The sequence below is a fragment of the Pseudomonas sp. HP_14 genome (assembly GCF_055283875.1).
Genome location: NZ_JBTOQI010000014.1, coordinates 25,596 through 38,783, shown reverse-complemented (window position 1 = coordinate 38,783; position 13,188 = coordinate 25,596). Strand labels below are relative to the sequence as shown.

Below are 13,188 nucleotides of genomic sequence, written 5' to 3'. Positions count from 1 at the left end.
AGCAAGCCTCTTAAAATTGTCATGTTCAAACAGCGTGCGAATATGCCCGTCAAAAGGTGAAAAGTCCGTTAAAAACGGACGCTTACAGCACCGGACCAAAGCAAGGCGTGGCGATGCTAACAGACCTTGAGGCACGACGCTGCCACTGAAGTCTGCCCCGGGACGTTTGTCGCCCGGACGGAAGTTACAAGCAGGACGCTAGCCGCTGGTTTTTGCTTGGAATGACTGCGCGCAGCTTCATATACGCTTACAATCGTGGCCGTTTCCGCCCTTCCGAGAATTAGCGATGCCTTCACCTTATTGCCTGGCAGCCCCCCGGCGCGCCATCTTAACGTGGTCCACGGCAACCGCTTGATGAAAGTACTCGTACTCACCGGTCCCGAGTCGACTGGCAAAAGCTCGCTGGCAGCAGAAATACAGCGCTGCTTCGGTGGTGTGCTGGTGCGCGAGTATGTACGCAGCTTTATTGAGCAGCACCAGCGGGATACCTGTTACGCGGATATCCCCGCCATCGCTCAGGGCCAACTGGACCGCGAAGATGCTGCCCGCGCCGCCGCGCCCGAGCTGTTAATCCTCGATACTCATCTGTTGAGCAACAAGCTCTGGAGTGAAACGTTATTCGGGGATTGTCCTGCGTGGATTGAGCCCGCATTGCTGGCTCGACACTATGATTTGCATCTGTTGCTTGATCCACGCGATATCGACTGGGTGGGCGACGGTCAGCGGTGCCAACCCGAGCTGGCGTCACGACAGGCTTTCTTCCATGACACTTTGCACTGGCTTGAACAGCATCAGCAGAATTATCTGGTCATCGGCGGCACTTGGGCCCAACGACGCGAACGAGTCTTCGCGGCAGTCGAGCAACTACTCAAGTGCGCCTGAGCGACGGCGCCACTCAACGAATCTGATGTTTGTGCAGTAGACGATAAAACGTGGGCCGGGAAATCCCCAGCACCTTGGCGGCCACACTCAGGTTGTCGCTGTGACGCGTCAACACGTCACACAATGCCTGGCGTTCAGCCCTGGACTTGTAGTCATCCAGAGTCCCCATGCTGCTGACGATATCGTCCTCACCCAGCAGCCCCAGATCAGCCGCTTCAATCTGCCGCCCCTCCGCCAGCACCAATCCACGGCGCACACGATTGGCCAGCTCACGGACGTTACCCGGCCAGTCATGCTTGCCCATTGCGACCAGTGCGTCCTGACTGAAGTTGCGCACACGCCGACCGGTTTCCTGGCTATAGAAGTGCGCGAAGTGATTGGCCAGTAACGCCAGGTCGCCGTGCCGTTCGCGCAGCGGCGCAGTACCGACCTGCAATACGTTCAAGCGGTAATATAAGTCCTCACGAAAGCGTTTCTTGCGGATCGCAGACTCCAGGTCAACGTGGGTAGCGGCCAGCACCCTGACGTCTACACCGATCGCCACTCTCCCGCCAATGCGCTCGATCTGCTTGTCCTGAAGGAAGCGCAGCAGGCTGGCTTGAAGCTCCATGGGCAGGTCACCAATTTCATCGAGAAACAGCGTGCCGCCGTCAGCCGCCTCGATGCTGCCGATTTTCAGTTCGTTTGCGCCTTCGAAAGCGCCCTTCTCATAGCCAAACAGCTCACCCTGAAGCAAATGTTCAGGCGTGGTCGCGCAGTTGATGGCAACGAAAGGTTTGCTTCGCCGGTGTGACTGAGAGTGCAGGTTGCGCGCGATCAGCTCCTTGCCAGTACCCGACTCGCCGCGGATCAACACCGGAGACTCAGTTGGCGCCAGTTTGCTCAGTAGCCTGCGAAGTTCACGAATCGGACGACTTTCGCCCAGCATCTCATGCTCCGGTCCCGACACGTAAGCCGCTCCCTGAGCACGCAACCGAGCCATACCATAGGCGCGACCCAACGTGACCTGCATACGTGCGACATCAAACGGCAAGGTATGAAAATCAAAAAACCACTCGCAGACAAAGTCGCCGATTTTCTCTCGGCGCAAGTCATCCGGACTCAATACCGCGATCCATTCGGTATGGCTGCGCGTAATCAGGTCTTTAACCCCTTCTGGATGCTCAAAGTGATAAGGCATCAGACGAATCAGTCCTACATCGCAAGTGCGAGTGACAGCGGCCTCAATGGTGCTGCTATCGACATCCCAGCCGGCTGCACGCAGGACAGGGACAAGCTGATGACAGTCGTCGCACGGATCAACAATTAACAGGCGTCGCGTGGGTGGTGCCGATTCGTGCATAAAGAAGTCCTTGGCGCCGTCATTGGAATCCAGTCAATAAAATCATTTTATAAACAGTTAGTTGGAGGCGGCGATTTGAACATTAGCAAATATTTGACAGCCGCTTGGACCGATTAACTATAGGGTTCAGATCGAAAAGTAATTAGCGAAATACATGAGGGAATACGCGCCAGGCCGAGCTGCCAGGAGGCATTGAATACCGACGCCCAACCGTTCTGCAGGCCGCTAGAATCGGGCCATGTGTAAAAGAATTGAAAATAATTGATGTGCTATGTGACTCGAATGGCACTCGGGATCATCAACACAAGTAACCAGCTGAACGGTAAGCCCAACCGGCAGCGATTACTTTTGATACGGGCACTTTGAGGAAATGACCATGAACGCCCCATTGCGCTTCAACGATGCACTTTTGATCGCTGGACACGCTTTCGAACCTTTCCAATGCGTAGCCTGGGCACCGCAAGACGGTAACGGCGAGCTGAGCCTGACGGTCATCGACCGCACCAGCAATCGCATTGGCCGCCGCCAGATCGCTCGTAGCACTTACTCGGATGCCAAGCGTCTGGCTAACGAGCTTGAACTGGCCCGCGCTGAAATCAGCAACGAAGGCCACCGCCTTGAGCCGTGGACCATGCCAGCCTGAGGCAATGTAGACGCGGCCCCTGTGGATGCTCACCCGGCAATAACGCGGTGCGCCTTCAGGCGGCGTCTTATGTATCGCGAGCAAGCTCGGCTCCTACAGATATCGGTGACTCCTGTAGGAGCCGAGCTTGCTCGCGATAAACGATGACACGACAGCCCGCCTTGTCTAGCGAACCTCCAGTTGATCAATGTGCTGATAGTCGATCCCCAGACTCAACGCCATCTGTTGCGCCCTGCCCAACCGGATCGGGCCGCTTTCAATATCGATCAACAGGCCCGGACAGTTGAATACCGGCAACGCGCTTGAATCCTTCACTCGGCCATCGGTCAGGACCAACAGACGCTGCTGTTCGGCTGGATGCTGTTTGTGACGTTTATCCAGCCATTGGCGGGCAAGATCAAACGCGGCTGTCAATGGTGTCCCACCTCCAGCACCCAGCTGATCCAGCCACGGTTGCAGCGCGCTGGAGGCCTTGAGACCCTGATGCTGCCAGCGCGGCGTGTTGCCATTGGCCGTCAGCAGCGCCAAACGCACACGGCGGCGATAAGCGTCATCAAACAATTCAGCCAATAGCCCTTTGGCCTGACTCAGGGCCTGATAGCGCCTTGTGGAAGCGGACGCGTCGACGATCACCAGCCATAACTCGGTAGCCTTTTGGCTGCGAGGCTTACGGATCAGATCAGCCCGGACCTTTGGTTTCCCGCACAACAGTGTCGGCAGCCAGGCAATTGCGCCATCAGCACCACTGCGCAGAGCGCCAGTGCGGCCACCGGCAACTTTGCCTGGCCGGGGCCTGGCATCCGCCCCCGGAAAACAACGAGGACGGATGCCTAAGGCTTTTTTGGCCAGCTCGGCACTTCGCGACGTACGCCTGTAGATATTGCCTGGGCGGGCAACTCGCCCCAACTGCCCTGACCCTGATCTGTGCCTGACGCGTCTAGATGCGGCGCAGGCTGCTGCGGCGGTCGCTCCCGAGGTGACTGCTCCTGAGTTAGAGAGTCACGACGCCGGTGGCGCAAGGCAAACTCTGCGACGGCATCGATATCCTGCATTTCAATCGCAGACGCGCCACGCCAGGCCGCATGGGCGCGGGCAGCACGCAGCCAGACCAGATCAGCGCGCATGCCGTCGACGCCTGCGGCAAAACAACGCTCGGTAATAATGCTGAGAGACGTATCATCCAGCGCGATATTAACGAGCGCGATGCGTGCCTGTTCGCAGCGTTGCTTGAGTGACTGCTGCTCGCCTTCCCACTGCTGGCAAAAAGAACGCGGATCGCTATCGAAATCCAGACGCCGACGAATGATCTGCCCGCGCTCTGCGGGCAATGTTTGACCACTCAGCACCACGTTCAGGCCGAAACGGTCCAGCAACTGCGGCCGCAACTCGCCTTCTTCAGGGTTCATGGTGCCAATCAGCACGAAACGCGCCTGATGGCGATGAGAAATGCCGTCGCGCTCCACCAGATTGACGCCGCTGGCAGCGACGTCCAGCAACAGGTCGACCAGGTGATCAGCCAGTAGGTTGACTTCATCGACATACAAAACGCCGCCGTCTGCCTTGGCCAATACACCCGGAGAAAACTGCGCCCGGCCTTCGCCGAGGGCCGCGTCCAGATCAAGGGTACCGACCAGCCGCTCTTCGGTGGCCCCCAATGGCAGCGTGATGAACTGCCCGCTGGCCAGCAAGTCCGCCAAACCACGAGCCAGCGTTGATTTGGCCATTCCCCTTGGCCCCTCGATCAGTACACCACCGATCTTCGGGTCTATAGCGCTCAGGCACAGCGCCAGTTTCAGCTCATCGGCGCCCACTACGGCCGCCAGAGGGAAGTGTGGGGTATCGCTCAAGGTCATATCGCGCAACGTCATCAGCTCTCTTCTATGTCCAGCAACAGGCTTTCCAGCGCGTTACGGTAATTGCCCGGTTCCTGCCATAACCCACGCTGCTGCGCTTCAAGCATGCGCTCAGCCATATCCCGCAGGGCATCGGGGTTGTGCTGCTGAATGAATTCACGGGTCGATGGATCAAGCAGATAAGCATCGGCCAGCAGCGCATATTGGTGATCGTCGATCAGTTCGGTGGTGGCGTCGAAGGCGAACAGAAAGTCCACGGTCGCGGCCATCTCGAATGCGCCTTTATAACCATGGCGCTTAACGCCGTCGATCCATTTCGGGTTAGCGGCGCGTGAACGGATAACCCGGTTCAATTCTTCCTTGAGGGTGCGGATTTTTGGCAAATCCGGCTGGCTGTGATCGCCGTGATAGCTCGCGGTCTTCTGGCCACTCAAGCTTTCAGCTGCCGCCAGCATGCCGCCCTGAAACTGGTAGTAGTCGTTGGAGTCGAGCAAGTCGTGCTCTCGGTTGTCCTGATTCTGTACCACAGCCTGAACCTGGGACAGGCGACGGGCAAAACGCTCCCGGGCGGGCGTGCCTTCATCCGCCGCGCCATAAGCGTAGCCGCCCCAGTTCAGATAGACCTCGGCCAGGTCATCACGGCTTTGCCAGAGTCGACCGTCAATAGCGCCCTGCACACCGGCACCATACGCGCCGGGCTTGGCCCCAAAGATACGCCAGCCGGCTTGACGTGCCGCCTCGTCATCAGCAACACCGTTCTCCAGCAACGCCGCGCGCTCTTCGCGAACTTTGGCGGCCAGCGGGTTCAGATCATCTGGCTCGTCCAGTGCGGCCACGGCCTGCACCGCAGCGTCAAACAAACGAATCAGATTGGCGAAGGCGTCGCGGAAGAAGCCGGACACTCGCAGCGTCACGTCAACCCGAGGCCGGTCCAGCAAACTCAACGGCAGGATTTCAAAGTCATCGACCCGCTGACTGCCTGTTGCCCACACCGGCCGAACGCCCATCAGCGCCATGGCTTGAGCAATGTCATCACCGCCGGTGCGCATTGTGGCGGTGCCCCACACCGACAAACCCAGTTGACGTAAATGATCACCATGATCTTGTAAGTGCCTCTCCAGCAACAAATTTGCTGATTGGAAGCCGATCCGCCAAGCGGTTGTGGTGGGCAGGTTTCGCACGTCCACAGAGAAGAAGTTTCGTCCGGTAGGCAGTACGTCTATGCGACCGCGGCTGGGCGCCCCGCTAGGACCTGCCGGTACGAACCGACCGCTCAAGGCATCCAGCAATCCTTGAATCTCCGCTGGGCCACAGGCGTCAAGGCGCGGCGCTACAACTTCTTTCAGATTGTTAACTATTTCACGCAGGTCATTGTTTTCAAAGGGGATTTCATATTTCTCATTATTAACAACGTGCTCAATAAGCCAGGCTGCGTACAGCTCAAGGCGCTCACGGGTGTCGCCCGCCGTACGCCAGGGGTCGCTACTGATCGCGGCCAGCGCTGACGGCTTTTTCGCCAGCCAGGGCTGCGCAAGGTCGCAGTCCAGCGGATCGAAATTCAATTCGAACGCTTTGCTCAAGGCCCGTAACAGGCTCGATTGCGCCCCACGACCGTCGCCGCGAGGAATGCGCAGCAACGCCAACAAGGTATCTATACGCAGGCGGCCGGATGGAGATTCACCAAAAATATGCAAGCCATCGCGAATCTGTGACTCTTTCAAATCGCACAGGTACGTGTCGAGCCTCGGTAACCAGATCGCTGCATTGTCGTCTTTCAGAGAGGCATCCAGTGCCAGTTCCTGATCAATATTGGTTTCCCGGACCAGCTTGAGAATGTCCCGCTGCAGTTCCAGCGCGCGACGTGGGTCCAGCAACTGCGCTTCGTAATACTCGTCCGCGAGCAACTCCAGGTTGCGCAACGGGCCGTAGGTTTCAGCACGCGTCAGTGGCGGCATCAGGTGATCGATAATCACCGCCTGGGTCCGGCGTTTGGCCTGAGCACCCTCGCCTGGGTCGTTGACGATAAAGGGATAGATGTTCGGCATTGCACCGAGAATTGCGTCTGGCCAGCAATTCTCCGACAACCCGACGCCCTTGCCCGGCAGCCACTCCAGATTGCCGTGTTTGCCGACGTGCACCACCGCGTGGGCGCCATAGGCTTTACGCAACCAGAAATAAAACGCCAGGTAGCCATGAGGCGGCACCAGGTCCGGATCGTGATAGACGGCGCTGGCGTCCACTTGATAACCACGCGCAGGCTGGATACCGACAAAGGTCAGGCCGAATCTGATTCCGGCGACCATCATTCGTCCGCTGCGAAACATCGGGTCGTTATGAGGCGCGCCCCAGCGCGCAATGACCGCTTCACGGTTGGCCAGAGGCAAGTTTTCAAAGGCAGCGGTGTATTCGTCCAGCGCCATGCTTTGTTGGCAAGGCCGCATATCGATGCTGTCGAGATCGTTGGTGACACCGCCAAGCAACTGCTGAATCAGGTCGGTACCGGTTTCCGGCAGCTCAGCAACCGGATAGCCCTCATGCTGCATGGCACGGAGGATATTCAGCGCTGCTGCCGGGGTATCCAGACCGACCCCGTTGCCAATGCGCCCGTCGCGCGTGGGGTAATTGGCCAGAATCAACGCCACGCGTTTGTCGGCATTGGGCAGGCGTGCAAGCAGAACCCAGCGGCGTGCCAGCTCGGCGACGAAATCCATGCGCTCAGGTTGCGGGCGATAGCAGACCACATCCGATTGACTGCGCTCGCTGCGCCAGGCCAGATCCTTGAAGCTGATCGGCCGACTGATGATTCTGCCGTCCAGTTCGGGCAAGGCAATGTGCATGGCCAGATCCCGGGCACCGAGGCCTTGCTCACTGGCGCGCCAGCCCGGCTCGTTATCCTGCGCGCAAATCGCCTGAATAACCGGGATATTGCGGCGAAACGGACGCACATGCGGCGCTTCAGGACTGGACTGAGCGAACCCGGTGGTATTGAGGATCAGTTCAGCGCCGACCTCGTCCAGCCAGTCCTCGACCACCGTCATACAGCCCGCTTCCTTCAGGCTGGCTACGGCGATGGGCAAAGGGTTCAAGCCTTGCGCCTGCAGACGAGCGCAAAACACATCGATGAACGCGGTATTGGCGGCCTGCAAGTGGGAGCGATAGAACAGCAGCGCCACGACCGGTTGATTCGGCAACCATTCGGCGAACCAGCTTTCAGGGTTAGCGCTGACGCCCTGCGGATGATAAACCGCGGTGCGCGGCAAGGCCTGTGGCTCGGACCATGGATAGTCCCGACCGAGCAGGCGAGTCGCGAGGCAACGGTAGAAATCCAGCGCGTTATGCATACCGCCCTGACGCAGAAACTGCCATAACCGATGGCAGTCATCAGCGGGAGCGGTGCTGCGCTCCGTCAACTCGGGATCATGGCGGTCACACCCCGGAACCATGATCACTTGCACACCGCGTGCAGCAAGCTCCATGAGGCGCTCGACGCCATAACGCCAATAGCCGATCCCGCCGTGCAGGGAGATCAGAATCACCTTGGCGTGACGCAGGACCTCATCGAAATAAAGGTCCACTGACGCGTGGTTCTGGACCTGCATCGGGTTAGCCAGACGCAAGGTCGGATAATCCTCAGGGAGTTGCTGCGCCGCTTCGGCGAGCAACGCCAGGCTTGAATCACCGCTGCAGAGAATGACCAGCTCGGCGGGCGTTTGCCCGAGGTCGGCAATGCTGTCATCCGGTACAAAACCACCGGGCTGGGTTCTCAGCAGGTGCATGCATCAACCCGCGAGCGCAGTGCGCAGTTGAGCTTCGAGTGCGGCAGCATCAAGCTTCTGACCAATCAGGACCAATTGGGTCGCGCGTTCTTCCTCTGCGCCCCAGGCACGGTCAAAGTGCTTGTCGAAACGCGTACCGACGCCCTGAATCAACAAGCGCATCGGCTTGCCCGGAATCGCCGCGAACCCCTTGACGCGCAGAATCCCGTGTTGCACGACTAGTTGGGTCAGCGCGTCGAGCAACAGGCTTTCATCAGCTTGAGGCAACTTGATCGAGATGGAATCGAACGCGTCGTGATCGTGGTCATCATGATCATCGCCCTCGTGGTGATCGTGATGGGTCTTGCGACCATCGATGTGCTGCTCCGATTCGGCCCCCAGCCCCAACAGGACATTGATCGGCAGACGACCGCTGCTCGCTTCGATCACCTTGACCGCTGGCGGTAGTTCTTCAGACACCTCTGCACGCACCGATGCCAGACCTGCGGCGTCGATCATGTCAGCTTTGTTGAGGATTACCAGATCGGCGCTGGCCAGTTGATCAGCGAACAGTTCGTGCAACGGCGACTCGTGATCGAGGTTCGGGTCCAGCTTGCGCTGAGCGTCTACCTGATCAGGGAATGCGGCGAAGGTGCCTGCCAGTACTGCCGGGCTGTCTACCACGGTGATGACCGCATCGACCGTGCAGGCATTACGGATTTCGGGCCACTGGAAAGCTTGTACGAGCGGTTTTGGCAGAGCCAGGCCGGATGTTTCGATAAGGATGTGGTCCAGATCGCCGCGGCGCGCAACCAGTTCGCGCATCACCGGGAAAAACTCCTCCTGAACGGTGCAGCACAAGCAACCATTGGCCAGCTCATAGACACGGCCGGTCGCTTCTTCTTCGGTACAGCCAATGGTGCACTGCTTGAGGATTTCGCCGTCGATGCCCAGCTCGCCGAATTCATTGACGATCACGGCAATGCGTCGCCCTTCGGCGTTATCGAGCATGTGGCGCAGCAAGGTGGTTTTACCCGAGCCAAGAAAGCCGGTAACGATAGTGACGGGAAGTTTGGCCAGTGTTTTCATCGGATGCCCTTTGGCAATACGGCGGGCAAACAGGACGAAAACCCTGTGTGGTCACAAGTATGTAACCACAGAGATACGATTCGCCACCGGATCACCCCGCCCGGTTGTAGTGAGAATTCGTCGGGCTCAAGGCCCGAATCGAGGCAGGTCTCCTGGCTTGCGGCGCACCCCGAAGATATCCGGGCAGTCATTGCGCCTTCCCGCGTGAAGCAGTGGCTATGCAATGGCTCTGCAGTAAATCATGACCGCTTACAGTTGCGGGGGCAGCCGCGGCATCGACCGCGTTCCCGTCTTAGCTCCCTGTCGAACCCATGCCGGATCCAGCGGGAGAACCTCGAACCCGCAAGGCTACGCAGTGACCGCGGGCAGGTCAATCAACTGATTGACGTTCCACGCTGGCGCATGCTCTCCTACACGCCTTGTTACGGGTGCCCCTCACGGGGTGAAACGGGAAACCGGTGCGTTCAAGCCTTAGGGCTTGTGCAAGTCCGGCGCTGCCCCCGCAACGGTAAGCAAGTGAAGAATCAGATCCACTGTGCAAGTAACGGCATGGGAAGGCGATTCTTGCAGGTTGAGCGGCGCATAGCCGTACAGCCCCTTGCAAGCCCGGAGACCGGCCCGACATGAAATCAATAACGAACCCGCGGTGGGCGGGCGCAGTTGCACTCCCCTGGCGATCGTCAGCGGGATTTTGCTGCGCATGCCTGCTTGCCGACATACAAGAGGGAAGCGCCATGTCGATCAGTACAACCAGCCAATCCGCCAGCAGCACAGCCACCCAGAGCCAACGCCTGACCGCCGCGATCAGCGCAGCAATCCTCGGGGCCTGCCTGGTTTACTTCGCAGGCTTCTCGCACATCGAAGCGGTACACAACGCCGCTCACGACACTCGCCACAGCGCTGCCTTCCCCTGCCACTGAGACCTGACGCCATGTTCAAGCGAATTGCTCAAACGGCAGGATTCACCGGCTTGCTCGCCGCCCTGCTGCTGACCCTGCTGCAAAGCTTCTGGATCACTCCGTTGATTCTGCAGGCCGAAACCTACGAGAACGCGCCAGCCGAGCAGGTTCATGAACATGCCCACGGTGAGGCCGCACCGGCCGGACATAGTCATGACGAAGAAGCCTGGTCGCCGGAAGATGGCTGGCAGCGAATTGTTTCTACCACCGGCGGCAATCTGGTGGTTGCGGTAGGTTTCGCTTTGATGCTGGCCGCCCTGTACACCTTGAAGGCACCGGGCAAGACGTCCCAAGGCGTGTTTTGGGGGCTCGCGGGCTTTGCGGTGTTTACCCTCGCCCCGACATTGGGCCTGCCACCCGAGCTGCCGGGTACTGCCGCGGCGGACCTTAACCAGCGGCAACTATGGTGGATTGGCACGGCGGCCTCCACTGCTGTCGCCCTGGCGTTGATCGTCTTTTCCCGCAGTTGGCTGCTGAAAGCCTTGGGCGTAGCGATTCTGGTCGTGCCTCACGTGATTGGCGCACCGCAGCCCGAAGTCCACGAGAGCCTTGCTCCAGAGGCGCTGGAATCGCAATTCGTGATTGCCTCGCTGCTGACCAATGCGCTGTTCTGGGTGGCGCTGGGCCTGATCAGCACCTGGCTGTTCCGTCGCAACAATTCCGCTCTTGATCAGGCCGTCTGATCAGATAAGGCCGACCCTGGTGGTCGGCCTTGGTTGCCAGCGCGGCTGTTCTACAGGCGCATTGCTGGAACTGATCGAACGCAGCCTTGACCGTCAGAACCTGCGCATCGAAGCCATCAGCGCCCTCGCCTCCATTGACCTGAAGAGCCGCGAACCCGGCCTGTTGGAGGTGGCGAAGCAGCTTGATCTGCCTCTGCACTTCTTCTCGGCCACTCAACTGAGCGTCCATGAGTCGCAGCTCAGTCATCGATCACAGATCGCTTTCGAGCACACCGGTTGTTATGGAGTAGCAGAAAGTGCCGCCTTGGCATCGGCGAGCCAATCGGGTCCGGCCGAATTGCTCATCACTCGCCAGAAAACCTCGCAAGCCACTTTTGCCTTGGCCATTGCCCAACAGGTTAGCGGATAATCCACATTTTCCACCCTTTGACCTGGAGTCTCCATGACGGTCTTTTTCATCGGCGCAGGCCCCGGCGATCCTGAGCTGATCACAGTCAAAGGCCAGCGACTGATCCGCAGCTGCCCGGTGATCATCTACGCAGGCTCACTGGTGCCTGCCGCCGTTCTGGAAGGCCATCAGGCCGTTCAGGTGAGTAACAGTGCCGAGTTACACCTGGAACAAATCATCGCCTTGATGAAATCTGCTCATGAACAAGGCCAGGATGTGGCTCGCGTACATTCTGGTGATCCGAGCCTTTATGGCGCCATCGGTGAGCAGATCCGCCACTTGCGCGAGCTGGGCATTCCATTCGAGATCATCCCGGGCGTGACAGCCACCGCGGCTTGCGCTGCGCTGCTGGAGTCCGAACTGACCCTACCGGATATATCCCAAACGGTGATCCTGACCCGTTATGCGGACAAGACGTCGATGCCGGAAGGTGAAGCCCTGGCCGACTTGGCGCGTCACCAGGCGACCATGGCGATTCATCTGGGCGTTAATAATCTACCAAAAATCGTCGCCGAACTGACGCCGCATTACGGTCCGGACTGCCCGACTGCCGTGGTTCATCGCGCCAGTTGGCCCGATCAGGACTGGGTCACAGGCACTCTGGCGGATATCGAAGCTAAAGTTGCGGAGAAGGGATTTCGCCGGACAGCACTGATCCTGGTCGGCCGTGTGTTATCCAGTGATGCATTCAGCGAGTCATCCCTGTACCGCGCGGGGCATGCGCATTTGTTCAGGAAGTAAGAGGGCGCGCGGTAAGCACAATTAGTGTGGGAGCCGGGCTTGCCCCTAAAGTTAATCAACCTCATCGCGGGCAAGCCCGGCTCCCACAGAGTATTAGCATTCCAGCTTATAAGCGCGGGATGCTCAGGTATCCAGATCACACAAAAAACCCCGAACACGTCGGGGTTTTTTAACACGGCACAGCAAACAGCTTAGTAGTAAGCGTTTTCTTTCTGCGTGTGGTCAGTCACATCACGTACGCCATTCAGCTCGGGAATGCGCTCAAGCAGGGTGCGCTCGATGCCTTCTTTCAGCGTCACGTCAGCCTGACCGCAACCCTGGCAACCACCGCCAAACTGCAACACAGCAATATGTTGTTCCTGCTCTTCAACCACATCGATCAGGGTGACCTGACCGCCGTGGCTGGCCAGCCCCGGGTTGATCTCGGTTTGCAGGTAATAGTTGATACGGTCATTGATCGGACTGTCCGCACTGACCGTCGGCACTTTTGCGTTTGGTGCCTTGATCGTCAGTTGGCCGCCCATGCGGTCAGTCGCGTAATCGACAACGGCATCATCCAGAAATGCTTCGCTGAAACCATCAATCCAGGCGGTGAAGCTTTTCAGGCCAATGGCCTTGTCTTCTGGTTTCTCTTCGCCGGGCTTGCAGTAGGCAATGCAGGTTTCAGCGTACTGGGTGCCAGGCTGGGTAATAAACACGCGGATGCCAATGCCCGGGGTATTCTGCTTTTCCAGCAGATCGGCCAGGTAATCGTGGGCAGCATCGGTAATTGTAATAGCGGTCATGAAAATTC

At 58.7% G+C, this 13,188-nt stretch carries 12 protein-coding genes and 2 riboswitches; of the genes, 6 read left to right on the top strand and 6 right to left on the bottom strand.

Going from position 1 to position 13,188, the window contains the following annotated elements; all coding sequences use genetic code 11:
* Positions 1–354: 354 nt before the first annotated feature.
* A complete protein-coding gene (locus ACYASS_RS12375) occupies positions 355–882 on the top strand; it encodes an AAA family ATPase (RefSeq protein ID WP_463586329.1) in 528 nt (175 codons plus the stop codon).
* Between the two features lie 13 nt (positions 883–895).
* Here ACYASS_RS12375 and ACYASS_RS12370 read toward each other — a convergent pair whose 3' ends face one another.
* Positions 896–2,224 (bottom strand): sigma-54 dependent transcriptional regulator, encoded by a 1,329-nt coding sequence (locus ACYASS_RS12370; RefSeq protein ID WP_463586328.1) that lies wholly within the window; start codon positions 2,222–2,224, stop codon positions 896–898.
* 376 nt (positions 2,225–2,600) lie between these two features.
* Here ACYASS_RS12370 and ACYASS_RS12365 point away from each other — a divergent pair, with 376 nt between their 5' ends.
* On the top strand, positions 2,601–2,867 hold the full coding sequence (locus tag ACYASS_RS12365; RefSeq protein WP_027901210.1) for a hypothetical protein: 267 nt from the start codon (positions 2,601–2,603) through the stop codon (positions 2,865–2,867).
* 165 nt (positions 2,868–3,032) lie between these two features.
* Here the strand turns inward: ACYASS_RS12365 and ACYASS_RS12360 are convergent, their stop codons facing one another.
* From ACYASS_RS12360 to cobW, 4 genes are read right to left on the bottom strand one after another with little or no spacing between them, the layout of a single operon-like run.
* On the bottom strand, positions 3,033–3,695 hold the full coding sequence (locus tag ACYASS_RS12360; protein WP_463586369.1) for a vWA domain-containing protein: 663 nt from the start codon (positions 3,693–3,695) through the stop codon (positions 3,033–3,035).
* A gap of 2 nt (positions 3,696–3,697) precedes the next feature.
* Complete coding sequence (locus ACYASS_RS12355) at positions 3,698–4,714, bottom strand: ATP-binding protein (protein WP_463586368.1); 1,017 nt, start codon at positions 4,712–4,714, stop codon at positions 3,698–3,700.
* 20 nt (positions 4,715–4,734) lie between these two features.
* Positions 4,735–8,496, bottom strand: a complete 3,762-nt coding sequence (gene cobN / locus ACYASS_RS12350; RefSeq protein ID WP_463586327.1) for a cobaltochelatase subunit CobN — start codon at positions 8,494–8,496, stop codon at positions 4,735–4,737.
* Positions 8,497–8,499: 3 nt separating this feature from the next.
* Positions 8,500–9,564 (bottom strand): cobalamin biosynthesis protein CobW, encoded by a 1,065-nt coding sequence (cobW, locus tag ACYASS_RS12345; RefSeq protein WP_463586326.1) that lies wholly within the window; start codon positions 9,562–9,564, stop codon positions 8,500–8,502.
* Positions 9,565–9,689: 125 nt separating this feature from the next.
* Positions 9,690–9,916, bottom strand: a riboswitch (cobalamin riboswitch).
* A gap of 57 nt (positions 9,917–9,973) precedes the next feature.
* A riboswitch (cobalamin riboswitch) is annotated at positions 9,974–10,200 on the top strand.
* Positions 10,201–10,298: 98 nt separating this feature from the next.
* Here cobW and ACYASS_RS12340 point away from each other — a divergent pair.
* From ACYASS_RS12340 to cobM, 4 genes are read left to right on the top strand one after another with little or no spacing between them, the layout of a single operon-like run.
* Complete coding sequence (locus tag ACYASS_RS12340) at positions 10,299–10,484, top strand: CbtB domain-containing protein (protein WP_463586325.1); 186 nt, start codon at positions 10,299–10,301, stop codon at positions 10,482–10,484.
* An 11-nt stretch (positions 10,485–10,495) separates the two neighbouring features.
* A complete protein-coding gene (locus tag ACYASS_RS12335) occupies positions 10,496–11,206 on the top strand; it encodes a CbtA family protein (RefSeq protein ID WP_463586324.1) in 711 nt (236 codons plus the stop codon).
* Entirely contained in the window at positions 11,181–11,615 is a 435-nt protein-coding gene (locus ACYASS_RS12330; RefSeq protein ID WP_463586367.1) for a cobalamin biosynthesis protein, read from the top strand. The genes ACYASS_RS12335 and ACYASS_RS12330 overlap by 26 nt, the downstream gene beginning before the upstream one ends.
* 33 nt (positions 11,616–11,648) lie before the next feature.
* Positions 11,649–12,395, top strand: coding sequence for a precorrin-4 C(11)-methyltransferase (gene cobM / locus ACYASS_RS12325; protein ID WP_463586323.1), 747 nt, complete (start codon positions 11,649–11,651; stop codon positions 12,393–12,395).
* Positions 12,396–12,586: 191 nt separating this feature from the next.
* On the opposite strand, the gene nfuA is transcribed toward cobM, so the two are convergent.
* Positions 12,587–13,180, bottom strand: coding sequence for a Fe-S biogenesis protein NfuA (nfuA, locus tag ACYASS_RS12320; protein ID WP_243247449.1), 594 nt, complete (start codon positions 13,178–13,180; stop codon positions 12,587–12,589).
* Positions 13,181–13,188: the final 8 nt, after the last annotated feature.

Coding starts and splice junctions, on each gene's coding strand:
- ACYASS_RS12365 (WP_027901210.1), top strand. CDS start 2,601: ATGAACGCCCCATTGCGCTTCAACGATGCACTTTTGATCGCTGGACAC.
- ACYASS_RS12375 (WP_463586329.1), top strand. CDS start 355: ATGAAAGTACTCGTACTCACCGGTCCCGAGTCGACTGGCAAAAGCTCG.
- ACYASS_RS12370 (WP_463586328.1), bottom strand. CDS start 2,224: ATGCACGAATCGGCACCACCCACGCGACGCCTGTTAATTGTTGATCCG.
- nfuA (WP_243247449.1), bottom strand. CDS start 13,180: ATGACCGCTATTACAATTACCGATGCTGCCCACGATTACCTGGCCGAT.
- cobW (WP_463586326.1), bottom strand. CDS start 9,564: ATGAAAACACTGGCCAAACTTCCCGTCACTATCGTTACCGGCTTTCTT.
- ACYASS_RS12335 (WP_463586324.1), top strand. CDS start 10,496: ATGTTCAAGCGAATTGCTCAAACGGCAGGATTCACCGGCTTGCTCGCC.
- cobN (WP_463586327.1), bottom strand. CDS start 8,496: ATGCACCTGCTGAGAACCCAGCCCGGTGGTTTTGTACCGGATGACAGC.
- cobM (WP_463586323.1), top strand. CDS start 11,649: ATGACGGTCTTTTTCATCGGCGCAGGCCCCGGCGATCCTGAGCTGATC.
- ACYASS_RS12340 (WP_463586325.1), top strand. CDS start 10,299: ATGTCGATCAGTACAACCAGCCAATCCGCCAGCAGCACAGCCACCCAG.